A 25,305-nucleotide genomic window follows, 5' to 3' on the forward strand; every position below is an offset into this window, starting at 1 on the left:
ACGTTTATAATCTTAAACCTAACAGGTTTAAAAAAATGTTAGGATACTTAACTTTATTTATAAACCCAATTTGTAACCAATTCCCATTTCCAAACCTCTCAATTCAGCGAGACCTTTTAATCTTCCAGTTAAAGAATAACCTGGATAAGTTTCTGTTGCTTCATCTACTCGATGAAGAAAACCATGATCAGGGCGCATTGGAAGACTTATTTTAGTTTTGTTCATCAACAACAATAATTTCTCTACAATTATTTCCATTTTAACATCTCCATTTAAATGTTCTGATTCCCTGAAAATAGTTTCGCTTTCGCGGATAGTATTTCTTAGATGTAAAAAGTGGATTCGGTCTCCAAAATCGTCTATTATTTTTTCAAGATTATTTTTTGGATCAGCACTTAAAGAACCTGTACAATAACACAATCCATTTGCTGTTGAAGGAACGGCGCTAAAAATAGCTTTCAAGTCAGCTTCTGTCGAAACAATTCTTGGAAGTCCTAAAACCGAAAACGGCGGATCGTCTGGATGAATCGCTAATTTTTGTCCATTTTTCTCTGCAATCGGAGTCACTTCAGATAAAAAATAAATCAGATTTTCTCGTAACTTTTGATTGTCGATTTGAGCATAGTTTTCTAAAAGAGACAAAATCTGTTCTGCTGTAAAATTGATTTTACTTCCAGGAAGTCCTAATAAAACATTTTTAAACAAAAGTGCTTCTTCATCTTCAGCCAATTGATTTCCAAACTGCAAAGCTTTCTCTTTTTCAGTTTCTGAATAATCATTTTCTGAATTTGGCCTTTTTAAAAGAAAAACGTCAAAATAAGTAAATGCATCCTGATTGTACAGTAAAGCTCTGCTTCCATCTTCATTTATAAAATTATGATTGGTTCTTACCCAATCCAAAATCGGCATGAAATTGTAGGTAATGATTTTGATTCCGCATTCGGCCAGATTTTGCAAACTGATTTTATAATTTTCAATGTATTGCAGATAATTTCCCGAAGCACGTTTGATTTCTTCGTGAACAGGAAGACTTTCAACCACAGTCCATTCCAAACCATAATTGCGAATGATTTCCTGTCTTTCTTTTATCGCTTCCATTGTCCAAACATCACCAACGGGAATTTGGTGCAATGCGGTTACAATTCCTGTTGCGCCAGCTTGTCGAATATCAATTAGCCTGACATTGTCGTTTGGACCGAACCATCTCATGGTTTGTTGCATTTTTATCATACTTCTCTTTTTATGCCACGAAGGCGCTAAGTCACAAAGTTTTATTTAAAAAAACTTAAAAGAAAAATACTTTGCGGCTTCGCGTCTTTGCGAGCTATTTCATCTAGACTTAAAATCCTATACTATTTCCGCCATCAACAGGCAAAACTGTACCAGTAGTATATTTTGATTCGCTTAAAGCGAAATAATAAACTGCATCTGCAATATCAGACGGTTCTCCTAAATATCCCATTGGCGTTCTGCCTAAGACTTTATTTTTTCTTTCAGGATCATTGTCTAAAGCTGTCGATGACATTTTGGTTTTGATGAATCCCGGAGCAATACAATTGGCACGAATGCCAAACTGAGCCAATTCAACCGCCATAGCACGAGTCATAGCTTCGATTGCGCCTTTGCTTGACGAATACGCAATTACTTTTGGAATTCCGTATTGTGATGCCATTGAACTTATATTGACAATACTTCCGCCTCCGTTTTCTTTCATGTTTTTTACCACTTCTCTACTCACCGCAAAAACACTCAAAAGATTCGTGTGAATAATTGATAAAAATTCTTCATCAGTCACATCTGCAAACTCTTTTTTCATATTGATTCCTGCATTGTTTACCAAAATATCGATTGGGTTTTCTTTTGTGATACTTTCAATCATCGCCGGAATTCCTTTTAGATCATTTAAATCAAAAATTACCGGAATGGCATTTTCGCCGATCCCTTTGCACGCATCTTCTGTTTTTTCTTTTGATCTACCAATGATATAAGTTGTGATTCCGTTATCACATAATTTCTTTGCTGTTGCAAATCCTAAACCTGAATTTCCTCCAGTTACAATTGCCGTTTTTTTACTCATAATTTTTACTATATACTATCCATTTCCAGGGGCAAATGGAAATTTTAATGATTTAAAATACTCTAAAGTTTTTGTTGGTTTTTCAACTCCAGCCGGAAGTTCTTTTCCTGAAAATTGCTGAAAATATAATAAGCAGGCATCACGCCACCATTCTGCTTCTTTATGCTGAATTTCTAACAACATTTTCACTTCGTTAAAACGTTCGCTGTCAACATATTTTTCTGCCTTATTCCAAACATTTTGCATTGCTGCAACCTGATTTACACCTTCCTGATATTTTAATGCCATACCGTTCCAAAGCGTCTGACCGTTTTTCAATTTATAATCCCACGAAACATGATGAAACCATAATAAATCTTTCTCTGGGCAGGTTTCTAAATTATCAAAAACATTTGCAACTTCTGGTGCATATTGCGAAACAGCATTTGTCCCAGATTTTGAGCGATCAAAACCAATTCCGTTTTTATCTGCTTTATGATAATAAGTTGGATTCCATTCTGGCCTTGATAAATTAGAAACCCAAGGCCCAGGTCCATAATGATGTCCCGTATCCATAATATGATGTAAACCAAGTGGTGTCATATAATTAACAACTGCTTCACGCGATTCGATCATCATATCTTTTACAGGTTTAATGAAATTTTCATCATTTGAAAAAGTACTTCTTAACCATTCATCAGCAATAGTTTCCGAATCTAAATACGGATTCCAAGCCAATCGTCCGAAACCATACCAATTTGCCTGTGCAAAAGGATGGCCTGTCCAATTTAAATCATTTCCAATATTGGCAACGCCTGCAATTCCTGTTAATTTATTTTGATATAAAGTGCCGTCAATAACTTTAGCAACGGTTGAACCCTTTCCTTTTTGATATGTATCAGATTCTAAAACTTCCTGAAATAATTTTGGCAGAAAAACCAAATGTGTGCTGAAACCTAAATATTCTTGTGTGATTTGAAATTCCATCATTAAAGGCGTTTTCGGCATCGCTCCAAATAAAGGATGAAAAGGTTCTCTTGGTTGAAAATCGATAGCACCATTTTTAACCTGAACGATTACATTCTCTTTGAATTTTCCATCATACGGTTGGAATTCGGTGTAAGCTTGTTTGGCACGATCATTCGCATCATGTTCTGAATAGACAAAAGCTCTCCACATAATTACTCCGCCAAAAGGAGCAACGGCATCTGCCAGCATATTAGCACCATCGACATGATCTCTACCATAATTTTGTGGGCCAGGCTGCCCCTCTGAATTGGCTTTTACTAAAAATCCTCCAAAATCGGGAATTCGTTTATAAATTTCAGCAGCTTTATTTTTCCACCAAGTAATCACTTCAGGATCTTTTGGATCGGCAGTTTTTAGTTTTCCAATTTCAATAGGAGCCGAAAATCTTGCAGTTAAATAAACTTTTATACCGTAAGGTCTAAAAACATTGGCTAAGGCTTCAACTTTTTCTAAATATTGCGGAGTCAGAATTAAAGCATTTGCGTTTACGTTGGTTAAAACCGTTCCGTTGATTCCGATTGAGGCATTCGCTCTAGCGTAATCAATATAACGCTGATCAATAAAATCAGGCAACTTTTGCCAATTCCATAGAGAAAATCCAGCGTAACCTCTTTCAACTGTTCGGTCCAAATTATCCCAATGGTTCAGGATTCTAATATTGGTTTTCGGAGAATCAGCATTATTTAAATTCTTAACCGATTTATTGGTTTGCAATATTCTCAGAAAATTAAACACTCCATATAAAACCGCAACATCATTTTTTCCTGTGATAATAATTTGTTTTTTGTTTTTAATCGAAATAGATTTAATGATAAATCCTTCACTATTTATTTTATCAAAATCAGACTTTAATTCGTTTTTGATTTCGGTATTTAAATTCGGTTCTGAACCAACAATAAGATTATTTTCTCCTTTTATATCTGGATTGATTTGAGGAATATTTCCTAACATATCCGAAAATCCTGTTTTGAGTTCCTTTCCTGCAATTTTTAGGGTTTCGGAATTTCCTAAAAGAACAATTCCTTTAAAGGTGTTTTTATATTCTGCAGCTATTGTAGAATTAGCTACTGTATTATACTGAAGCCACAATTTATAATCCTTTTGTGCTAAAGCCGAAAAGGAAACCAGAAAAAACAATACAACAAATCTTAATAAGGTCATTGGCTTAAATTTAATTCTTCAAAACATCTTTCCGAAAGAATCAATATTTTATTTCTGTTTAAAAGTATTTGATAAAAATTTAATTCAAAAAATACATTATTCTAAATAAAACAACAATTGCAATCGGTTGCGTAAAAATATAAGATTGTTGTTTAAGAAAAAAATTTTAGTCGTCTTTTTTTCAAAAAAATAATTTATATAACAAATAAAAGCAGGATAATTATAAAAACTATCCTGCTTTAACGGGGTGGATTTACTATTTAAATCCTTTCTTTTTGACTCTATTTCTGCGAAGACTCTCTTGCCAATACTTCTGTATTTAAAAAAGTAATTTCTTTAGCATCATCATCATTTTTAGATGATTTCAAATTTTTTATAATAATATCTGCTGCTGCTTTTCCCATCTTTTCAGCAGGATGCGTAATAGTCGATAAATTCGGGTCTATTATCTGCGAAATCGGGTCGTTGTTAAAACCAATTACTTTAAATTCCTCCGGCACTTTAATGCCACGTTTTTTAGCAGTCTGAATGGCACTCACGGCTAGAATATCTCCAGGTGCAAATAAACCGTCTGGAATTGGATCTAAATCAAACAAAGCGTTGCTGGCTTTTACACCATCTTCGTAAGTAACAGAATTTAAACTAATGATCAATTCTTCTTCTACCTCGATGTTATGATCTTTTAAGGCTTCTATGTAACCTCTTTTTCTTTCGTTATATAAATTACCTAATTCCGAACCAGCCGTTAAATGGGCAATACGAATGCAACCTTGTTCAATAAGGTGTTTTGTTGCTTTGTAACCTGCTGTATAATTGTCAATTACAACCCTAAAAGTATTGTAATCTTTCGGAACCCTGTCAACAAAAACCAATGGAATATTATTGTTTGAAAACTGTTGAAAATGCGCTGTATCTCTGGTTTCCATTGCTAGAGAACAGATTACACCACTCACACGATTGGAATACAAAGATTTAGCCATATTTACTTCTTCTTCATACGAATCATGAGATTGCATAATGATTACTGTATAATCAGATTTTTGAGCTGTGATCTCGATTCCGCTAATTAAAGAAGATAAAAAGGGCTGTGTAACAGTGGGAATTAAAACACCGATGGTTCTTGTTTTATTTCCACGCAAACCTGCTGCTAAAGTATTTGGCACAAATCCCATTTCTTCAGCAGTTTTTTTCACTTTTTTTATCGTCTTATCACTTATAGTATGATGGTCTTTTAAAGCTCGTGAAATAGTAGATGTTGCCAGATTAAGTCTCTCGGCAATATCGTAAATCGTTACATGTTTATTTTCTTCCATGAAATAAAAAATAGAAATGTAAATATAAACTATTTTCTTTCACGTTACTATTTACAAAAAAATCAGCTACAAATTAAGATGTCTTGATTCAAACATGAAAGTGAAAACAAACCAGAGTATTTTAGAATAAATTAAAAAAATTAATCATTCTTCTTGTCTTTTAAAATCTTACCATCCTTAGTAAATTCCAAATCAATATTATTAGTCAAATCGACATCCAAATCTTTATGCCCATAGTCGATGTGCGTTATTTTTTCATTCGGGTGATTTTTGGCTACGTAAGCTTTTATATTTTCCGGAATAAAAGCGGTCGGAATTGGATTGTCTCCGCCGTCCACTTCTCGATATGATCCATCTTTCCAGAACTCTACTTCCGTACCGTCTTTCAGTTTCACTTCGTAACCCTTTTCTCCATGCTCTGCATCTTTTTTTGCAATTTCAACAGTTGTATGACTAAAATACTTCTTTAAAAAATCTTGTGCTGGTTTTGGCAGTTCTGTCACTTCTATTTTCTTTTGTGCGCTAGCCGAGATTGATAATATTAACAATCCTATGACTAAAAATATTCTCTTTTTCATGATTCATTCGTTTAAATATAGCCTCACTAATTTACTGTAAGAAAATTTACATTCAAATTTATTTAAGAAACATTTAGTTTATTTAAAAAATCATAACAAACTGATTTACAAATATTTTAAATCATTTTATACAATTTTTCGTTTCACAACTTCCTTTAAAAATTTTATTTTTTTAGAAGTTTTTTTCGATTGTTTTGTAGTACTTTTACCTACCAATCAAGAGAAGCAGTCCTTAAACCCCAAGTTTACAAAACTTTAAAATTTATTCTAATACCATTTAGAGTATAAACCAAAAACGTATGGCAATCTGGTCGGAAAGGTTTTATTTAATGATATTCGTCTTTTTATCTTTCAGTCTCCAAGCACAGATTGAAAATAAAAAGAAGACTTTTGATGTCAAAAAATCATTAAATACTAAGCAGAATTCTCAAATTCTGAGTCTTTATGATTTGTACAATAACGGCGAGGAAAAAGAAGCATTCAGAAAAGCGCATTTGCTTTTAAATTCGAAAATAGATAACCGATCAATTGCGAGTACAAATCTTCTTCTTGCTTATTACTTCAATAAAAGAGCAATAATCGATTCTTCTATTTATTATACCAATCAAGCTTTTAAATACAATACAACTCCAAATGACTCTTTAAAAAGCCGACTTTTTTCATTAGGTTTTAATCTTTTGGCTATTAATTACAATAAAAAAGGATTGTTTAATGAAAGTAAAAAATGGCATCTTAAAGGTATCGAGGCTTCTCAAAAATACAATGAAAAAAATCTTTTTTATACTCATACACATGGTTTAGCACAAACGTATACAGAGCTAGGCGATTATCAAAATGCTTTAAAATTATTTAAGCAGTGTTTGGAATATAAAGATGATTCAGAAATAATTCTCGGAAGTTACATCAATATTGGCGACCTTTATTCGAGACTGAAAGATTATGATAACGCAATTATCTATTATAAAAAAGGAAAAATACTCTGCGAAAAAACAAATAACTTTCAAGGAAAAGCCATTATTCTACTTGGTATAGGCGAAAACTATCAATTGCAAAACAAATATGATCGAGCATTAAAAATGTATCAAAAAGCAGTTGTTATTGCTGATGAAAACGAACTAAACCAATTGGCCATTATTTCAAGATGCACCATTGCCAACTGTTATATTTCTGAGAAAAAATATAATGAGGCAAAATTAATTCTTTCTGAAGCATTACAAAAATCAGCCAGCTTCGGATTACTTCAAAATCAAATAGATATCTATGATGAGTTGCGAAAAATTGCTATCAAGCAAGATGATTTTAAAAATGCTTATTTGTTTTTTGAAAAATCAACACATCTAAAAGATTCTATTTCAAAAATGGAACGAATTAAAGAAATCAATGAATTGGAAATCAAATATAAAACGGCTCAAAAACAAAAAGAAATTGAATCTTTAAAATTTGAAAATGAAGCAAAAAAACTAGCCCTAGCAAGTCAGGAAGAAGCAATTAAGAACATGCTTCTTAAGGAGGAAATATCGAAAAAAAACAACGAAAACACCATTCTGGCATATCAGAATTCATCAAGCAAAAAACGAAATGAAATATCACTTCTAAAAAAAGATCAGCAATTAAAAACACTAGAAATCAATCAGCAAAAAAGAATTAAATTATTTACCATTAATGCTTTCCTCATTTTATTGATTCCAATAATTGCACTTTTATTTCAGTTTTACAAACGATTTAAAGTACAACATTTATTAAATATTAAGCAAGCCGAAATTAGTTCTCAAAAAATAAACAGTATTTTGAAAGAACAGGAATTAGAATTAATCAAAGCCTCAATCAGTGGTCAAGACAAAGAAAGACAGCGTATTTCACAAGAACTTCATGACAGTATCGGCGGAAATTTGGCCGCCATTAAATTGCAAGTAAATCATTTAAATCCTTCAAATTTTTCTAATATTCAAAACATTAGCTATCAACTGGACGAAACGTATCAGCAGGTAAGAAATTTATCTCATACATTACTTCCGAAAAAATTCAACCAAAACAAATTTCTAGAAGTTTTAGAATCGTATTTAAGCAATATAAGCGATGCAAGTAAAATTAAGATTTCTTGCATTCCATATCCGAAAAAAGAAATTAATGAATTGGATGAAAATATTCAGGTAGAAATTTTCAAAATTATACAAGAACTTTTGACAAACACAATTAAACATGCTAAAGCTTCTGAAATAGAGATTCAGCTGAATTATATCGAAAATATATTAAATCTATTATTTGAAGATAATGGAATTGGTTTTGAAACCCAAAATGATATAAAAGGAATTGGTTTAGCTAATATCGAAAATCGAATTAACAAACTAAACGGCTCATTTATAATTGATTCAAAACTAAAACGAGGCACCATTATTAATATTGAAATTCCAATATTGGAAACGAAACACAAAACGAAAATAAAAGGAATTGACTTGAAAAATCAGCTTGACGAACTGAAAAGCAACTAATATTTATTGAATGAATAAAATTAAACTACTTATTGCCGATGATCATACGATGTTTCTTCAAGGAATTATTTCTTTGTTGGAACAAGAACCAAATATTAATGTTATTGATAAAGCCATAAACGGAATTGAAGCATTGGAAATTATTAAAAGGGGAGTTGTTGATTTTATAATTCTTGATATTAGTATGCCCAAAATGGATGGAATTGAATTGAGTAAGATTCTCAAAATACAATATCCTCATGTCAAAATTCTAATTGTAAGCACACACAGCAACGTTATGATTGTTTCGAGATTAATTAGAATAGGTGTAAATGGCTACTTATTGAAAAATGCCGAAAAAGAAGAGCTATTAAAAGCCCTCAACGTAATTGCTTCTGGAGAAAATTATTTTACCGAAGAATTAGAAGAAAAACATCTTATTAATAGTAAAAAAATTGAAAAACAAGTTTCTACCCTAACTGAACTAAGTTCAAGAGAAAAAGAAATATTAGTACTAATTGCCCAAGAATACAATACAGCTGAAATCGCAGAAAAAACTTTTATAAGTCTAAATACAGTAAATACACACAGACGTAATTTATTGTCAAAATTAAATGCTAAAAATACAGCTGGTTTAGTGAAATATGCAGTCGAAAATGGTCTAGTAGACTAATTCCCGTAAAATTTATTACTAGCTCGAATAAAAGAGTAAAGCTCCCCAATGCTTTACTAATTATTCGAGCAGGTAATAAGACCATTATATTGCCTTTTAAAAAGTGTTAATCTTATTAACATAAAGTTTCGATGATATAATTACATCTTAACTTTAATCCAAAGCTACTATTCTATTTTATCTTTCACATCACTATAAATAGTGATTTTACATTTTTTAGCTGCTTTAATTTAATAAAGATTTTAATGTTTACGGCCTTCAGAGCCATTTTGAAGCTTTTCCCAAGAAATGCTTTTAATAGCTTTAAAAGCTAGGTTTTAGTAATTTCTAAGAAAAAAGTAAAAACAGAAAACCCTATCCGATTTGGATAGGGTTTTCAAAAGAAAGGCGACGACATACTCTCCCACAATAATGCAGTACCATCTGCGCAGGCGGGCTTAACTTCTCTGTTCGGGATGGGAAGAGGTGAGCCCCGCCGCAATAACCACCTTAAGAAGTTACAATTGCTTTGGGCAATCTTTTCAATTAATAATTGACAATTTACAATTAATAATTAAAATAATATTTTAACATACTGAGATAAAGAAAAGAAGAATATTTTAGAAAGTTTCCTCCCCCGATTTTCATCGGGGGAAAAGGGCGTACATAAGCTTACGGATTATTAGTACTACTCGACTATGACATTACTGCCTTTACATCTGTAGCCTATCAACGTGGTCATCTTCCACGATCCTTAAAAGAAATCTCATCTTGTGGTGGGTTTCGCGCTTATATGCTTTCAGCGCTTATCCCTTCCCAACGTAGCTACTCTGCGGTGCCCCTGGCGGGACAACAGATACACTAGAGGTTAGTCCAATTCGGTCCTCTCGTACTAGAATCAGATCCACTCAAATTTCTAACGCCCGCAGTAGATAGAGACCGAACTGTCTCACGACGTTCTGAACCCAGCTCGCGTGCCACTTTAATGGGCGAACAGCCCAACCCTTGGGACCTTCTCCAGCCCCAGGATGTGACGAGCCGACATCGAGGTGCCAAACCCCCCCGTCGATATGAGCTCTTGGGGGAGATCAGCCTGTTATCCCCGGCGTACCTTTTATCCTTTGAGCGATGGCCCTTCCATGCGGAACCACCGGATCACTATGCTCTACTTTCGTACCTGATCGACCTGTATGTCTCTCAGTCAAGCTCCCTTATGCCATTGCACTCTACGCACGGTTACCAAGCGTACTGAGGGAACCTTTAGAAGCCTCCGTTACTCTTTTGGAGGCGACCACCCCAGTCAAACTACCCACCAAGCACTGTCCCCCACATTGCGGGGTTAGGCCTCAGATAAACAAAGGGTTGTATTTCAACAATGACTCCACAGCGCCTGGCGACGCCACTTCACAGTCTCCAACCTATCCTACACATCATTTATCCAAGGTCAATACTAAGCTATAGTAAAGGTGCACAGGGTCTTTTCGTCCCACTGCGGGTAAACGGCATCTTCACCGTTACTACAATTTCACCGAGCTCATGGCTGAGACAGTGTCCAGATCGTTACACCATTCGTGCAGGTCGGAACTTACCCGACAAGGAATTTCGCTACCTTAGGACCGTTATAGTTACGGCCGCCGTTTACTGGGGCTTCAATTCAATGCTTCTCCGAAGATAACATCTCCTCTTAACCTTCCAGCACCGGGCAGGTGTCAGGCCCTATACTTCATCTTACGATTTTGCAGAGCCCTGTGTTTTTGATAAACAGTCGCCTGGACCTCTTCACTGCGGCCCCGATTGCTCGGGGCGACCTTTCTCCCGAAGTTACAGGTCTATTTTGCCTAATTCCTTAGCCATGAATCTCTCGAGCACCTTAGGATTCTCTCCTCAACTACCTGTGTCGGTTTACGGTACTGGTTCTTATTGCCTGAAGTTTAGAGGTTTTTCTTGGAAGCCCTTAGGCGCACTATCTCTTTGTCCGAAGACTCCGAGTACTATCGCATTTCACCAGTCTCTACGGATTTGCCTATAGAGCCTATAGCTAGGTGCTTTAACGAACTATTCCGTCAGTTCGCGGCGCTTTCATCACTCCGTCACCCCATCACAGCAATAAGAAGTACGGGAATATTAACCCGTTGGCCATCGACTGTCCCTTTCGGGTTCGCCTTAGGTCCAGACTAACCCACAGCTGATTAGCATAGCTGTGGAAACCTTAGTTTTTCGGTGTGCGGGTTTCTCGCCCGCATTATCGTTACTTATGCCTACATTTTCTTTTCTGACCGGTCCAGCACCCCTTACGAGATACCTTCAGCCCTGTCAGAATGCTCCCCTACCACTTGCAGTTGCCTGCAAATCCATAGCTTCGGTAATATGCTTATGCCCGATTATTATCCATGCTCGTCCGCTCGACTAGTGAGCTGTTACGCACTCTTTAAATGAATGGCTGCTTCCAAGCCAACATCCTAGCTGTCTGGGCAGACAAACCTCGTTCTTTCAACTTAGCATATATTTGGGGACCTTAGCTGATGGTCTGGGTTCTTTCCCTCTCGGACTTGGACCTTAGCACCCAAGCCCTCACTGTTATCAATCATTATACAGCATTCGGAGTTTGTCAGGAATTGGTAGGCGGTGAAGCCCCCGCATCCAATCAGTAGCTCTACCTCTGTATAACTAAAATAACGCTGCACCTAAATGCATTTCGGGGAGTACGAGCTATTTCCGAGTTTGATTGGCCTTTCACCCCTACCCACAGGTCATCCGAAGACTTTTCAACGTCAACCGGTTCGGTCCTCCACTGTGTGTTACCACAGCTTCAACCTGCCCATGGGTAGATCACACGGTTTCGCGTCTAACACTACTGACTAAAGCGCCCTATTCAGACTCGCTTTCGCTGCGGATCCATGGCTTAACCACTTATCCTTGCCAGCAGCGTTAACTCGTAGGCTCATTATGCAAAAGGCACGCCGTCACCCCACTAAAGGGCTCCGACCGCTTGTAGGCGTATGGTTTCAGGATCTATTTCACTCCGTTATTCACGGTTCTTTTCACCTTTCCCTCACGGTACTGGTTCACTATCGGTCTCTCAGGAGTATTTAGCCTTAGCGGATGGTCCCGCCGAATTCAGACAGGGTTTCACGTGCCCCGCCCTACTCAGGATACCGCTATCCTTTACATTCATTACTTATACGAGGCTATCACTCTCTATGGCCCTGCTTTCCAGCAGATTCTAATTCTTCATGCAAGAAATCTCGCGGTCCTACAACCCCAGCAATGCCGTAACAATCCTGGTTTGGGCTAATCCGCGTTCGCTCGCCACTACTTACGGAATCACTTTTGTTTTCTTCTCCTCCGCCTACTTAGATGTTTCAGTTCAGCGGGTTTGCCCACCTATCGGTGTGCTATATCTTCAATATAGCGGGTTGCCCCATTCGGATATCTGCGGATCAATCTGTGTGTGCCAGTCCCCGCAGCTTTTCGCAGCTTATCACGTCCTTCATCGCCTCTGAGAGCCTAGGCATTCCCCATACGCCCTTATTTTGCTTATTGTACCAATCTTGTTACTTAAAACAAGACCGTTTTGTTTTGTTTTTTACAATAGAATTGTAAAAAACGCTTTCTACTTTCTTATTATTTTCTTATCTCAATATGTCAATGAACTTTTAAGCTTTCGCTTTCGTGGAGAATAACGGAGTCGAACCGTTGACCTCCTGCGTGCAAGGCAGGCGCTCTAGCCAGCTGAGCTAATCCCCCATTTTTCAATCTTAGATTGTAGAATTCAGATTTTAGATTTCTTAATTCTTCTCTAATTTCTTTTGGTGAATTCCAACTTCCAGAATTTCCTTTCTCAAGTCAAATAGTAGTCCCGGGCAGACTCGAACTGCCGACCCCTACATTATCAGTGTAGTACTCTAACCAGCTGAGCTACGAGACTCTGTTTTACTTAAGTTTTATCATTTTTTTAAATTAACAGCAAGAGCAATACAATCTTCAATCCCAAACCTTTAGTCAGGCATCTTATTTCCCAAGCGTGCTTTTCAGCTAACACTTTGGGCTCTAGAAAGGAGGTGTTCCAGCCGCACCTTCCGGTACGGCTACCTTGTTACGACTTAGCCCTAGTTACCAGTTTTACCCTAGGCAGCTCCTTGCGGTCACCGACTTCAGGCACCCCCAGCTTCCATGGCTTGACGGGCGGTGTGTACAAGGCCCGGGAACGTATTCACCGGATCATGGCTGATATCCGATTACTAGCGATTCCAGCTTCACGGAGTCGAGTTGCAGACTCCGATCCGAACTGTGACCGGCTTTATAGATTCGCTCCCCCTCGCGAGGTGGCTGCTCTCTGTACCGGCCATTGTAGCACGTGTGTAGCCCAAGGCGTAAGGGCCGTGATGATTTGACGTCATCCCCACCTTCCTCACAGTTTGCACTGGCAGTCTTGTTAGAGTTCCCGACACTACTCGCTGGCAACTAACAACAGGGGTTGCGCTCGTTATAGGACTTAACCTGACACCTCACGGCACGAGCTGACGACAACCATGCAGCACCTTGTAAACTGTCTTGCGAAAGATCTGTTTCCAAATCGGTCAGTCTGCATTTAAGCCTTGGTAAGGTTCCTCGCGTATCATCGAATTAAACCACATGCTCCACCGCTTGTGCGGGCCCCCGTCAATTCCTTTGAGTTTCATTCTTGCGAACGTACTCCCCAGGTGGGATACTTATCACTTTCGCTTAGCCACTGAGATTACTCCCAACAGCTAGTATCCATCGTTTACGGCGTGGACTACCAGGGTATCTAATCCTGTTCGCTACCCACGCTTTCGTCCATCAGCGTCAATCCACTGGTAGCAACCTGCCTTCGCAATTGGTATTCCATGTAATCTCTAAGCATTTCACCGCTACACTACATATTCTAGTTGCTTCCCAGTAATTCAAGTCCAGCAGTATCAATGGCCGTTCCACCGTTGAGCGATGGGCTTTCACCACTGACTTACCAGACCGCCTACGGACCCTTTAAACCCAATGATTCCGGATAACGCTTGGATCCTCCGTATTACCGCGGCTGCTGGCACGGAGTTAGCCGATCCTTATTCTTACGGTACCGTCAAGCTCCGACACGTCGGAGTGTTTCTTCCCGTACAAAAGCAGTTTACAATCCATAGGACCGTCATCCTGCACGCGGCATGGCTGGTTCAGGCTTGCGCCCATTGACCAATATTCCTCACTGCTGCCTCCCGTAGGAGTCTGGTCCGTGTCTCAGTACCAGTGTGGGGGATCTCCCTCTCAGGACCCCTACCCATCGTTGCCTTGGTAAGCCGTTACCTTACCAACTAGCTAATGGGACGCATGCTCATCTTTCACCGTTGTGACTTTAATTATAAAGTGATGCCACTCTATAATACTATGAGGTATTAATCCAAATTTCTCTGGGCTATCCCTCTGTGAAAGGCAGATTGCATACGCGTTACGCACCCGTGCGCCGGTCTCAAGCACCGAAGTGCTCTACCCCTCGACTTGCATGTGTTAAGCCTGCCGCTAGCGTTCATCCTGAGCCAGGATCAAACTCTTCATCGTATATTTTAATATTATTATTCGATGCTATTCCTATCGGTTCTTTTTCGAATCTCACGATTCTACTGCTCTTATTCTTCTGTCTCGCTTTAAACGAGACGGCTGTCAATTCAATATGTCTACGAACGTAATTTCTTTGTCTTTCGCTTATCTCTCAAAGCGGGTGCAAAACTAAAACTTCTTTTTGTTTCCTGCAAGAAAAACTTAAAAAAAATTTGAAGCTTTTTTTTTCGCCTCATTCTCTCAATTCCTCTTCCAATCTTTCAATGAACTTTCCGTGTTTTGCGGGGTGCAAATGTAAAAAGCATTTTCTAATCTCGCAAGCTTTTCCGAATCTTTTTTTCTGAAAATTTCTTTCCTTCAGATCCTTCCTTCCTGCCAGTATTTCGAAGAGCGCCTTTCGCTGTTGCGGGTGCAAAAGTAGAACCTTTTTCCGCTTTTCCAACACTTTTGCCCAGCTTTTTTCCATCTTTTTTCGCCTTTTTTCTTAACACTCTGATAACGGATGGTTTACATCTCAAAGTTTTTTGCCCTTCCGTAGCCTTTTTCTGAACTGCGCCGCGGTTTTCATGATTTCAGGACGTTTTCATCCGCAGTTTTTATCGGATTTTTAGGCTCTACCCCTCTTTTTTGGAAAGGAGACAGGGTTAAAGGCTTCCTTAAAATGCACTTTCTGATCCCGCAAAGCCGCAAAAACGCCAAGTTTTCCCTTTTTGGGCTCTATTTTGACATCATTTCTTCTGAAAACCGATGCCCTAGCCCCGATAGAAGCGGAAATCCTTTTGCTTTTTTCTTTAAAAAGCAAAAGATTGAAGCGTATAGCGGGAAATAGCTCCTTAGTAAAACATATGACAATTCAAAAACGCTCCAGCCGCACTCAGCAGAACAATCGAGTTTTTCTCCTTATATATATCTATAAAAAATAAACCCGACAGATTTTAAAAAACTGTCGGGTTCGAAATAAGAATTATTCTTATATATAATAGAGAGAAAAAATCTACACTATATATAATATGTATTTATTCATTCAAAGCATCTATTACCTCTTTGGTAATTTGAATGCTTTTTAACTTGGCCTGATGATCAAAGATTGGACTTGTCACCATTAGTTCGTCAATTCGGGCGTAGTCAATAAACTTTCTCAAATCCGCTACTAGCTGTTCTTTGTTTCCTGTAAAGGTTCCTGCTGTCATTTGATTGACATGGAAACGTTCCTGTTCGTTCATGATGTCATCTAATGATGGAACTGGCGGTTGTAAACCTTTGCGGTCGTTTCTAATTAGGTTCAAGAACATTTGATACAAACTTGTAGACAACAATTCTGCTTCTTCGTTTGTGTCTGCTGCGATGATATTTACACACGCCATTGTTTTGGGTTTGTCTAAATACTCCGATGGTTGGAAATTTTCTCTGTAAAACTCAAATGCCTGGATCATTAGTTTTGGCGCAAAGTGTCCAGCAAAAGCATAAGGCAACCCATAAGCCGCTGCTAAAGCAGCACTGTCCATACTTGATCCTAAAATCCAGATTGGCACATTTAGTCCTTCGGCTGGAAATGCACGAACTTTTCCTGTGGCATTTTCGGATGAAAAGTATTCTTGAAGCTTGCTTACATTTTGTGGAAATCGCTGTGCTTGTTCGAAAAAATCTTTTCGAATCGCTTCGGCAGTTGGCTGATCTGTTCCTGGCGCTCTTCCTAAACCTAAATCGATTCGGTTCGGATAAAGAGTCTCTAAAGTTCCGAATTGCTCTGCCACTACTAAAGGCGAATGATTTGGAAGCATGATTCCGCCAGAACCTACACGGATATTTTCGGTTTGACTTGCTACATAACCAATTAAAACCACGGTTGCTGTACTTGCAACATGTGCCATATTATGGTGTTCCGCTAGCCAAATCCTTTTGTATCCTAACTTATCGGCTAATTGCGCTATGTCTTTTGTTTTTTGGAATGTTTCTGTTGCGTTACTATCTTGGGTGATAATCGCAAGCTCTAATATTGAGACTGAAATTGGGTTTTTCATATAAATTAAGGGTAAAATACAAAATTAACTCATTTATGCGAATGCCTTTTGTTTTCTAATGTTAATAGAATTATAATATTACTAAGTTATTCAATATATCTATTTTTCAATAATTAATTATTGTTTTACGATAATTAATTATACATTTGCAATATCAATTTAATTTATCTTTGTATGAAGACTACTCATATTGTTTCTAGAATATTATTTTATTTCACCAGATTCTTGGCTTTTGTTTATTTTTTCTTGGCTGCTTATTCGGTTTTTACTTTAGTCACTGGATTATTTCTAACATTTAAAGATAACGGAAAATATTTTCAGGTTTGTTATCCGTTTACTACTCATCCTATAATGTTGGGTGACTATAATCTGCCATATATTCTTTTTGATTTTTTGGTTCCGCTGAGTCTTTATGGGCTTTTCTTTTTATTGAGCAGTAATGTCTTTAAGGTTTTCTTTCAGCCAAAATTATTCACTCAAAATGGAGTTGTACACTTAAAACGTTTTTATATATCAAATCTATTAATTCCGAGCATCGTGATATTTTTTGCGTTCTTCTTTGTTCCTCTAGATAATGAAGTCGCTCTTTTTATCATATTGCACGGAATGCTCGGTGCTTTTGCTTATTTTTTAGCTGCCATTTTTAAACAAGGTTTAAACCTTCAAAACGAACAAGACTTATTTATATAGCTATGCCAATAATTGTAAATGTTGATGTAATGCTTGCTAAACGCAAGATGCAGAGTAAAGAATTGGCAGAGAAATTAGATATAACACCTGCTAATTTATCGATTCTAAAAACTGGAAAAGCTAAAGGTATTCGATTTGATACTCTTGAAGCTATTTGTAAAATCCTAGACTGCCAGCCTGGTGATATTTTAGAATATGTAAGCGAGTAGCTTTCTTTTAAATCAAATTTTATGAATCTAAAAATCGGCTTTTTGAGGCCGACAGGAATTCTATTGCCTAAAAATTTCAAATCATCATTTATATAATCATCAAAAATCAATCAAAAAATGAACAGTTTATCAATCAAAAATCTCAGCAAAACGTATGAGAACGGTACAAAAGCGATTGACAATTTATCGCTTGAAATTTCAAACGGAATGTTTGGCCTTCTAGGACCAAATGGCGCAGGAAAATCGACTTTAATGCGAACCATTGCTGCTTTGCAGGAACCTACTTCGGGAATTATCGAGTTTAACGGAATTAATATTCTCGAAAACCCAATGTTTATAAGAGAAAATCTCGGATATCTTCCGCAGGAATTTGGCGTTTATCCAAAAATTTCTGCTTGTCGTCTATTGGATCATTTGGCAGTTTTGAAAGGAATCGTCAATAAGAAAGAACGTCACGATCAGATTTTGTATTTGCTGCAGCAAACTAATTTATTACAGCATAAAGACAAAGCGGTTCATTCTTTTTCTGGCGGAATGCGCCAGCGCTTTGGAATTGCACAGGCTTTATTGGGAAATCCGAAGATTATTATTGTAGATGAACCCACCGCAGGGCTTGATCCCGAGGAAAGAAACCGTTTCAATAATCTATTGAGTGAAATTGGTGAAAGCATTATTGTAGTTCTATCAACGCATATTGTCGAAGATGTTCGTGATCTGTGCACCAAAATGGCGATTATTTCTAATGGCAAATTAATTTTAGAAGGAAATCCAAATGAAGCCATCGATTCTTTGAAAGAAAAAATCTGGGCGAAAGCGATTCATAAAAATGAACTGAAAGAACATCAAGAACATTTTAATATTATTTCGTCTCATTTAAATTCAGGGAAAATCAATATTCACGTTTTCTCCCATCAACGCCCAGATTCTGGTTTCGAATTGATCTCGCCAGATTTAAGCGATGTTTATTTTAGTGTTTTAGCTCAAAATCAACTTAAAAATTAGTGTTATGCTTTCTAAATTAATTCAATTTGAATGGCATAACAATACCAGAAGCAGGACATTTTATGCCACATTTATTATTTATCTTATTCTAGGATTTTTTGTGAGTGCTTTTGCGAACTTTTCGTTTTCGGGTGCTTATAAAAACAGTCCGTTTGTGCTGACTTATGCGATTGGTTTGATATCGTTAATGACAATTTTCTCTATCACACTTCAAGTTGCACAGCATTTCTTAAAAGAATATGAAACCAAATTTGATGCAATCATCTTCTCCACTCCTATTTCTAAGTTTTATTTTTTAGGAAGTAAATTTATCACGGCCTTTATAATTGCCGTTTCTTCTTTTGGAATGTTTATTATCGGAATGATTATCGGGCATCAAATGTCATGGATTCCCAAAAGCGAGATTGGTCCTTTTGAAATCCTAAATTACGTTTGGCCTTATTTTGTAATTGTAATTCCTAATATTCTTTTGTGCCTTTCAATTCTTGCAACGATGGCTTGGCTTACAAGAAGTAAACTTTTTGTTTATGTTGGCGGCTTATTGATCTACATATTATATATAGCGGGTTCTATTTTTTCTAATTCGCCTTTATTTGCAAATGCTTCTCCGTCTTCCGCGAAAGCGATGTCTTTGGCAGCAAAAATAGATCCGTTTGGTTTGGCAGCGTTTTTGGAACAAACGAGATATTGGACATCAATTGAAAAAAACACCCAATTGGTTTCTCTTTCAGGCAATTTTTCATTCAATCGAATTATTTGGATTTGCATTTCTTTCCTTCTAATTTTTGTTTCGTATAAATTGTTTTCTTTTCGAAAAACAAAAACTAAAAAGGTAAAAACGATTAAAACCAACGCGAAAGAGACAAAAACATATTCTGTCGCAATTCCAAGACAGCTTGAATTTAAAACTTCAAAGCATAATTTGGCTGTTTTTAAAAGCAATTTGAAAATGGATATTTATTTGGTTTTAAAAGGAATACCATTTTTACTGATTGTTCTTCTGTTTTCGGGATTATTAATGATTGAGATTTCAGATGAAATTGACGGCGGAATCAGATTGGCAGAAAAAATTACCGATACAGCTTTGATGATTTCAACCATAATGGATCGTTTGCCTTTCATATTAATTCTGGTTACTCTTTTTTATAGCAGTGAATTATTGAATCGAAGCGAAAATTCGAGATTTGAAATGCTTGAAAATACAGCGCCGTATTCTCAGTTCGTGATTTTGCTTTCGAAATTGACAGCACTTTTTATGATTCCATTGATTTTGATTGAAATTAGCATTTTGATTGGAATTGGTTTTCAAGTCATACATGCAAATGCGCCAATTAAAGCTGGACTTTACTTTTCGATGTTTTATTATATCGGATTTCCATTGTTTTTGATTTCGATTTTGATAATCGCCATTCAGACTTTCATTAAAAACAATTTTTTAGGATTGGGAATTTCTGCATTTATTGTTCTCTTATTTTGTACTGGAATTGGAGAACAGTTAGGAATTTCACATCCATTATTTCGATTCGGAGATTCATTTAAAAGAGAATATTTTGATTTGAATGGTTTCGGAAGTTATACTTTTCCGTTTCATATTTCAATGCTTTACAATTTTGGATTGGCTTTAATGCTTCTTACTTTGACAGGAATTTTATGGAAACGAAATTCTACTATTCTAAAAACTATTCGTAGAAATTCATTTAATACTATTCAAAAAACAACTTTTGCTTTTGGAAGTATTCTTTTCATCGGTTTTGGAAGTTATCTTTTTTATAAAACTAATATTGAATATCTGTATTTGACCAAAGATGACGTTAACAATTGGAGTGAACATTATGAAAAGCAGTTTAAAAAATATGTCAATCTAACGCAACCAACAATTATTTCTGTAAATAGCAAAGTGGATTTATTTCCCGAAGAAAATCGTTATGAAGTAAAAGGCACTTATGAATTGATCAATAATACTGAAAAACCTATTGATAGTTTACTCCTATATATAGATCGAAATTCAAAACTGACTTCTGTTGAAATTGAGAATGCGAAAAATTTAGATGATGTCTCTGAATTTCAGCATTATTGGTATCGACTAGAAAAACCTTTAGAACCTCATCAGAAAATAAAAATGAGTTTTTCTTTTACCTCAACTTGGTCGCCATTTAAAGGTCATACTGCATTTAATTCTATCATCGAAAATGGTTCGTTTATGCGAATAAGCCGTTATTTTCCAACTTTTGGTTATCAAGATTCTAACGAAATCAGCAGTGAAAAAGAACGGGCAAAGAGACATTTAAAACCGCAAACACCTCTTAAAAAGCTTGAAGACAAATCGAAAACAACAAATGATTTTATTGATTATGATGTTGTGGTTTCGACGTCTAAAAATCAAACAGCAATTGGCGTTGGGGATTTAATTGAAAATTGGAAAAAAGACGACCGAAATTATTTTCACTATAAATCTAATGGAAAGATTCCGTTTCGCTTTGCTTTTTCTTCTGCTGAATATCAAATTCAAAAAACAAATTATAAAGGCATTTCTATTGAAGTTTTTTATGATAAAAGACATTCGAGAAACGTTGCAAAACTGATTCAAGATGTAAAAAATACTTTAGATTATTGCCAAAACAATTTTGGAAAATATCCATACCAAACGATTCGTTATGCTGAAGTTTCTGCTTTCGCGGATGGATTTGCTGCGACTTCTTATCCTTCAACGGTTTTTATGAAAGAGAATTTCGGGTTTTACAGCAACTTGAATAATCGCGATAAAGAAGATATTATCAATCAATTGACTGCTCATGAATTGTCGCACGAATGGTGGGGAAATTCGCAAATCAGTCCCCAACAAAAAGAAGGAAGCTGGATTTTGACCGAAACGCTGGCGCAATACACCGAATTGATGTTGTATGAAAAAGAACATGGTTTGGAAAAGGCGCTCGAAACTTTAAAAATTCATTTGGATTTGTATTTGAGTAGCCGAAGTTATGAGCCCGAAACTGCATTATATAAAACAAATTATGAAACTCCGCATTTACCTTATGATAAAGGAATGCTGGTGATGCATCAGCTTCGAATTTTAATCGGTGAAGAAAAAGTAAATCTGGCTTTGAAAAATTTCTTGAATCATTACAAATATCCTAATCCAATTCCAGATTCTGAAGATTTATTGAAAGAGATTTATTTGGTTACAGATTCTAAACTCTATCCAAAATTGGATGAAATGTTTAAAAAGATTATTACTTATTCTTCTAAGATTTCTAAAGTTGAAAGCGTGAAAAAGAATAATTTTTATGAAATCTCCTTTAAAGCAGATTCTAAAAAATATATTGAAAATGCTACAGGAGTTCGAAAGCAAATTGACAATGATAAAACAATTGATATTGGAATTTATGATGAAAACGGAAAGTTATTTCGCTACACATTTCCAATCAAAAACAATAGAATTGAAGGGGAAATTAAAATCAAAAACAAACCTCAACGAATTGTTATTGATCCTCTTTTAATGAATATCGATACTTTTATAAAGGACAACGAAAAGGAAATTGATTAGTTTTTTTGCCACTAATTACACGAATTTCCACTAATTATTTTTTTTGCCACAGATTAAAAAAATTAAAATGATTTTTTTTCTTTCGCTAAAATTAAAAATCCAAATAACTTTTTTAATCTGTGGCTATATTTTTTTTTATTTTAATTGAATGAAAATCTGCTTGTGAGTTGTTTTACCGTCATCTTTTATTCTCAAATCTTTATTGGATTCGATTTCAAATTTTGATGGAGTTTTTACATTTAATGAAATATCGCGATTTCTAAAACTTTCTGGAATTTCTGGAAGCTGAATTGTAACAGTTACTTCTTTATTTTTCTGTTGGAAATCGACTTTTATTCGGTCTCTCAACCAAATGTATTCGTAAACTTCCTGCCATGGTGCCATCCAGATTGAATCATTTCCTTTTAAACCGTATTTGTTGGCAAGCGTTGTCATATAGTATTTGAAATCAGGAAAACGCATGCTTAAATTCCACAAATTTGTACTTCCAGTTCCGTGTGTGAATTCGTTAAACCAAACTGGATCTTTTTGTTTTACAATAGAATCTATCGTTTTTAAATATTTATCCATCGTTTTAAAACTTGTAGTATCTTTTGAACTCTGGACAAAAGTTCGGGCAGAAATCATTTTATCTAAATCTACTTTTGAATCAACTTTAAAAACGGGCCCAACACCATAATAAGACGCTACAGAAAAATATCCGTTTTTAAGTGCTTCTTTTTCGTATTCTAAATAATATTTTTCATCACCTTCTCCGCCAGGAACTACAAAATGAGACATTGTAAAATCAAGATTTTGCTTAATTGAATTCGTATTTTCCGTTACTTCTGTTAAATAATTCGTTCCATGTTTTGTGGCATGATGAAAACCATGATTCAAAATATCCCAACCAGCATTGTACATTTCTTTTACCTCAGCCCACGAAAGATGTCCACGATTTTCAGGCAAATCACGAATTGAACCTCCATTTATCGCTAAAGCCAATTTAAACGGAATTTTATTTCCCATTCCGTCCGAATAAAAAAGTCCTTCTGAAACTGTTCCGTCTCCGCCTTGATCGATTTTCCATTCGTTAATTGATGAATTACTGATTTTTCCTCCATTCAATAATGGGAACGCAGTTAAATAAGCCGATCTGTAGCCATCGTCAAGCGTAAAACTATACGCTAAATGTTTGTTATATTTTAAAGGAGAAACGGCAATTTTTACCTTATCAGCCGATTTCAGTTTTATTTTGAATGAAATAGTTTTCGGTTTTGAAGAATCTTTTTGAATAATTCCGTTTGAAAAGCCATTAAAGCTTCCGAAGATTGTGGCAGCGATTATAAGTAGAATTCGTTTTGACATAAATTTTAGTGGTTCTTTTGCGATCTAAAAGTACATTTCTTTTTGAAAAAATATTTTAAAACTGATTCTGTCCTTAAAAATAATTTGTTCTGAATCAAAAAAGAGAACAGATTTTAAACCTAAATTTGTACATCAAAACACCAATTCGGTTTTAGCTTATCTGCAAAATGACACACAAAATTTTAATTATAGACGACGAAGAAAAACTAAGAAGTCTGTTGGCGCGTATTATAAAATCAGAAGGATTTGAAGTTTTTGAAGCAAAAGATTTAAAGTCAGGTTTCAAAAAATTGGAACAAACCGAAATTGATGTCGTTTTGTGTGACGTAAAACTTCCCGACGGAAACGGCGTTGATTTTCTTCAGAATATAAAAGGAAGCTTTCCGCTTACAGAAGTTATTCTACTGACTGCTTTTGGAAATATTCCAGACGGCGTTCAAGCAATGAAAAATGGTGCTTTCGATTATATTGTAAAAGGCGATGATAATGATAAAATTATTCCGCTTCTTTATAAAGCGGTAGAGAAAGTACAATTGCAGAAAAAAGTCCAACAGCTTGAAAAACGAATCAATGATAAATATTCTTTCAATACCATAATTGGAAAATCGAAAGGAATAGAACAAGTCATTGATCTTGCACAAAAAGTAGCCAAAACCGATTCGACTGTTTTACTTATGGGCGAAACGGGAACCGGAAAAGAGGTTTTTGCACAGGCGATTCACGAAAACAGCAATCGTGCAGGAAAATCTTTTGTGGCGTTGAATTGCAGCACTTTCAGTAAAGAAATTTTAGAAAGCGAACTTTTCGGTCATAAACAAGGCGCTTTTACCGGAGCTGTAAAAGATAAAAAAGGTTTTATAGAGGAAGCCAATGGCGGAACTTTATTTTTGGATGAAATTGGTGAAATGCCTATTGACCTCCAAGCGAAATTATTGCGTGTTTTAGAAACCAGCGAATATATTCCCATTGGAGACACAACTCCAAAAAAATCAAATTTCAGATTAATTGCAGCTACGAACCGAGATTTAAAAACAGAAAGCGACGAACATCGTTTTCGTTCTGATTTGTATTTCCGTTTGAATATTTTCGAAATCAAATTGCCTTCCTTAAGAGAAAGAATTAAAGATATTCCTCTATTGGCCAATTATTATGTGAAGCAATTTTCTGAAAAAACAAATAAAAAGTCATTGCAGATTGCAGATGACTTTTTACAAAAACTGGAAAACTATTCTTGGCCGGGAAATATTCGTGAACTTAAAAATGTAATCGAAAGATCGGTTATTTTAAGCAATGGAGATATTTTGACTTCGGATGTTTTACCTTATGAAATGCAGCATCAGACTGAAAATAATTCAAAACCTATGTCGGCTTTCTCCATGCAAAGCATTGAAAAACTTCATATTCAAAAGGTTTTAAATTATACGAAAGGAAATAAAGCTGAAACGGCTAGATTATTAGAAATTGGAATTGCGACTTTGTATAGAAAGCTGGAAGAATACCAAATTCAATAACAATATCAATATCAAAATTCAATAACAATATCAAAATTCAATTTCAATATCAATTACAATTCTCAAAGCTTCGGAGAAGCATCATATTTATAGATTATTTTATTGCCAATAATAAAAAGCTCCAGCGGAGCGACACCGACACAATCTAAAAAACAT

Annotated in this window: 15 protein-coding genes, 2 tRNA genes and 3 rRNA genes; 7 read left to right on the top strand and 13 right to left on the bottom strand. The window is 35.8% G+C overall.

Going from position 1 to position 25,305, the window contains the following annotated elements:
• Positions 1-57: 57 nt before the first annotated feature.
• The 5 genes from uxuA to LPB248_RS05725 all read right to left on the bottom strand — a co-directional run bounded on the left by uxuA (position 58) and on the right by LPB248_RS05725 (position 6,137).
• Positions 58-1,221, bottom strand: coding sequence for a mannonate dehydratase (gene uxuA, locus LPB248_RS05705; RefSeq protein WP_177212511.1), 1,164 nt, complete (start codon positions 1,219-1,221; stop codon positions 58-60).
• A gap of 118 nt (positions 1,222-1,339) precedes the next feature.
• A complete protein-coding gene (locus tag LPB248_RS05710) occupies positions 1,340-2,077 on the bottom strand; it encodes an SDR family NAD(P)-dependent oxidoreductase (RefSeq protein ID WP_177210595.1) in 738 nt (245 codons plus the stop codon).
• 15 nt (positions 2,078-2,092) lie between these two features.
• Positions 2,093-4,246, bottom strand: a complete 2,154-nt coding sequence (locus LPB248_RS05715) for an alpha-glucuronidase family glycosyl hydrolase (RefSeq protein ID WP_177210596.1) — start codon at positions 4,244-4,246, stop codon at positions 2,093-2,095.
• A gap of 281 nt (positions 4,247-4,527) precedes the next feature.
• Positions 4,528-5,559, bottom strand: coding sequence for a LacI family DNA-binding transcriptional regulator (locus LPB248_RS05720; RefSeq protein WP_177210597.1), 1,032 nt, complete (start codon positions 5,557-5,559; stop codon positions 4,528-4,530).
• 140 nt (positions 5,560-5,699) lie between these two features.
• Complete coding sequence (locus LPB248_RS05725) at positions 5,700-6,137, bottom strand: PepSY-like domain-containing protein (RefSeq protein ID WP_177210598.1); 438 nt, start codon at positions 6,135-6,137, stop codon at positions 5,700-5,702.
• A gap of 299 nt (positions 6,138-6,436) precedes the next feature.
• Between LPB248_RS05725 and LPB248_RS05730 the strand changes: the two genes are divergently transcribed.
• Together LPB248_RS05730 and LPB248_RS05735 are read left to right on the top strand one after the other, a co-directional pair.
• A complete protein-coding gene (locus tag LPB248_RS05730) occupies positions 6,437-8,626 on the top strand; it encodes a sensor histidine kinase (protein ID WP_177210599.1) in 2,190 nt (729 codons plus the stop codon).
• 10 nt (positions 8,627-8,636) lie between these two features.
• On the top strand, positions 8,637-9,278 hold the full coding sequence (locus LPB248_RS05735) for a response regulator (protein WP_177210600.1): 642 nt from the start codon (positions 8,637-8,639) through the stop codon (positions 9,276-9,278).
• A gap of 382 nt (positions 9,279-9,660) precedes the next feature.
• On the opposite strand, the gene rrf is transcribed toward LPB248_RS05735, so the two are convergent.
• The 7 genes from rrf to LPB248_RS05770 form a co-directional block, all read right to left on the bottom strand.
• Positions 9,661-9,770, bottom strand: a 5S ribosomal RNA gene (gene rrf, locus LPB248_RS05740).
• A 149-nt stretch (positions 9,771-9,919) separates the two neighbouring features.
• A 23S ribosomal RNA gene (locus tag LPB248_RS05745) occupies positions 9,920-12,800 on the bottom strand.
• A 130-nt stretch (positions 12,801-12,930) separates the two neighbouring features.
• A tRNA-Ala gene (locus LPB248_RS05750) sits at positions 12,931-13,004 on the bottom strand.
• A 107-nt stretch (positions 13,005-13,111) separates the two neighbouring features.
• Positions 13,112-13,185: transfer RNA gene (locus tag LPB248_RS05755), tRNA-Ile, on the bottom strand.
• Positions 13,186-13,311: 126 nt separating this feature from the next.
• Positions 13,312-14,825 (bottom strand): 16S ribosomal RNA (locus LPB248_RS05760).
• The 16S, 23S and 5S rRNA genes sit together here with 2 tRNA genes alongside, the layout of an rRNA operon.
• A 232-nt stretch (positions 14,826-15,057) precedes the next feature.
• Complete coding sequence (locus LPB248_RS05765; protein ID WP_177210601.1) at positions 15,058-15,291, bottom strand: hypothetical protein; 234 nt, start codon at positions 15,289-15,291, stop codon at positions 15,058-15,060.
• Between the two features lie 550 nt (positions 15,292-15,841).
• The gene (locus tag LPB248_RS05770) at positions 15,842-16,846 is read right to left on the bottom strand and encodes an LLM class flavin-dependent oxidoreductase (RefSeq protein WP_177210602.1); all 1,005 of its coding nucleotides are present in this window, start codon (positions 16,844-16,846) and stop codon (positions 15,842-15,844) included.
• Between the two features lie 174 nt (positions 16,847-17,020).
• Here LPB248_RS05770 and LPB248_RS05775 point away from each other — a divergent pair, with 174 nt between their 5' ends.
• From LPB248_RS05775 to LPB248_RS05790, 4 genes are all read left to right on the top strand, one after another.
• A complete protein-coding gene (locus LPB248_RS05775) occupies positions 17,021-17,536 on the top strand; it encodes a DUF2975 domain-containing protein (protein WP_177210603.1) in 516 nt (171 codons plus the stop codon).
• 2 nt (positions 17,537-17,538) lie between these two features.
• On the top strand, positions 17,539-17,745 hold the full coding sequence (locus LPB248_RS05780) for a helix-turn-helix domain-containing protein (RefSeq protein ID WP_008466864.1): 207 nt from the start codon (positions 17,539-17,541) through the stop codon (positions 17,743-17,745).
• Between the two features lie 117 nt (positions 17,746-17,862).
• Positions 17,863-18,747: an ABC transporter ATP-binding protein gene (locus tag LPB248_RS05785; RefSeq protein WP_177210604.1), complete on the top strand. Its 885-nt coding sequence runs from the start codon at positions 17,863-17,865 to the stop codon at positions 18,745-18,747.
• A gap of 4 nt (positions 18,748-18,751) precedes the next feature.
• The gene (locus LPB248_RS05790) at positions 18,752-22,291 is read left to right on the top strand and encodes an ABC transporter permease/M1 family aminopeptidase (protein WP_177210605.1); all 3,540 of its coding nucleotides are present in this window, start codon (positions 18,752-18,754) and stop codon (positions 22,289-22,291) included.
• 135 nt (positions 22,292-22,426) lie between these two features.
• Here the strand turns inward: LPB248_RS05790 and LPB248_RS05795 are convergent, their stop codons facing one another.
• Positions 22,427-23,638, bottom strand: a complete 1,212-nt coding sequence (locus LPB248_RS05795) for a polysaccharide deacetylase family protein (protein WP_177210606.1) — start codon at positions 23,636-23,638, stop codon at positions 22,427-22,429.
• A 167-nt stretch (positions 23,639-23,805) separates the two neighbouring features.
• Here LPB248_RS05795 and LPB248_RS05800 point away from each other — a divergent pair, with 167 nt between their 5' ends.
• Positions 23,806-25,149: a sigma-54-dependent transcriptional regulator gene (locus LPB248_RS05800; protein WP_177210607.1), complete on the top strand. Its 1,344-nt coding sequence runs from the start codon at positions 23,806-23,808 to the stop codon at positions 25,147-25,149.
• The last annotated feature ends 156 nt before the right edge of the window (positions 25,150-25,305 follow it).

Origin of the sequence: Flavobacterium sp. LPB0248, from assembly GCF_013388355.1 — a bacterium.
Classification (GTDB): Bacteria; Bacteroidota; Bacteroidia; order Flavobacteriales; family Flavobacteriaceae; genus Flavobacterium.

Excerpts from the sequence above, each read along its gene's own strand:
- uxuA (WP_177212511.1), bottom strand. The coding sequence starts at position 1,221 with ATGCAACAAACCATGAGATGGTTCGGTCCAAACGACAATGTCAGGCTA.
- LPB248_RS05710 (WP_177210595.1), bottom strand. The coding sequence starts at position 2,077 with ATGAGTAAAAAAACGGCAATTGTAACTGGAGGAAATTCAGGTTTAGGA.
- LPB248_RS05715 (WP_177210596.1), bottom strand. The coding sequence starts at position 4,246 with ATGACCTTATTAAGATTTGTTGTATTGTTTTTTCTGGTTTCCTTTTCG.
- LPB248_RS05720 (WP_177210597.1), bottom strand. The coding sequence starts at position 5,559 with ATGGAAGAAAATAAACATGTAACGATTTACGATATTGCCGAGAGACTT.
- LPB248_RS05725 (WP_177210598.1), bottom strand. The coding sequence starts at position 6,137 with ATGAAAAAGAGAATATTTTTAGTCATAGGATTGTTAATATTATCAATC.
- LPB248_RS05730 (WP_177210599.1), top strand. The coding sequence starts at position 6,437 with ATGGCAATCTGGTCGGAAAGGTTTTATTTAATGATATTCGTCTTTTTA.
- LPB248_RS05735 (WP_177210600.1), top strand. The coding sequence starts at position 8,637 with ATGAATAAAATTAAACTACTTATTGCCGATGATCATACGATGTTTCTT.
- LPB248_RS05765 (WP_177210601.1), bottom strand. The coding sequence starts at position 15,291 with ATGGAAAAAAGCTGGGCAAAAGTGTTGGAAAAGCGGAAAAAGGTTCTA.
- LPB248_RS05770 (WP_177210602.1), bottom strand. The coding sequence starts at position 16,846 with ATGAAAAACCCAATTTCAGTCTCAATATTAGAGCTTGCGATTATCACC.
- LPB248_RS05775 (WP_177210603.1), top strand. The coding sequence starts at position 17,021 with ATGAAGACTACTCATATTGTTTCTAGAATATTATTTTATTTCACCAGA.
- LPB248_RS05780 (WP_008466864.1), top strand. The coding sequence starts at position 17,539 with ATGCCAATAATTGTAAATGTTGATGTAATGCTTGCTAAACGCAAGATG.
- LPB248_RS05785 (WP_177210604.1), top strand. The coding sequence starts at position 17,863 with ATGAACAGTTTATCAATCAAAAATCTCAGCAAAACGTATGAGAACGGT.
- LPB248_RS05790 (WP_177210605.1), top strand. The coding sequence starts at position 18,752 with ATGCTTTCTAAATTAATTCAATTTGAATGGCATAACAATACCAGAAGC.
- LPB248_RS05795 (WP_177210606.1), bottom strand. The coding sequence starts at position 23,638 with ATGTCAAAACGAATTCTACTTATAATCGCTGCCACAATCTTCGGAAGC.
- LPB248_RS05800 (WP_177210607.1), top strand. The coding sequence starts at position 23,806 with ATGACACACAAAATTTTAATTATAGACGACGAAGAAAAACTAAGAAGT.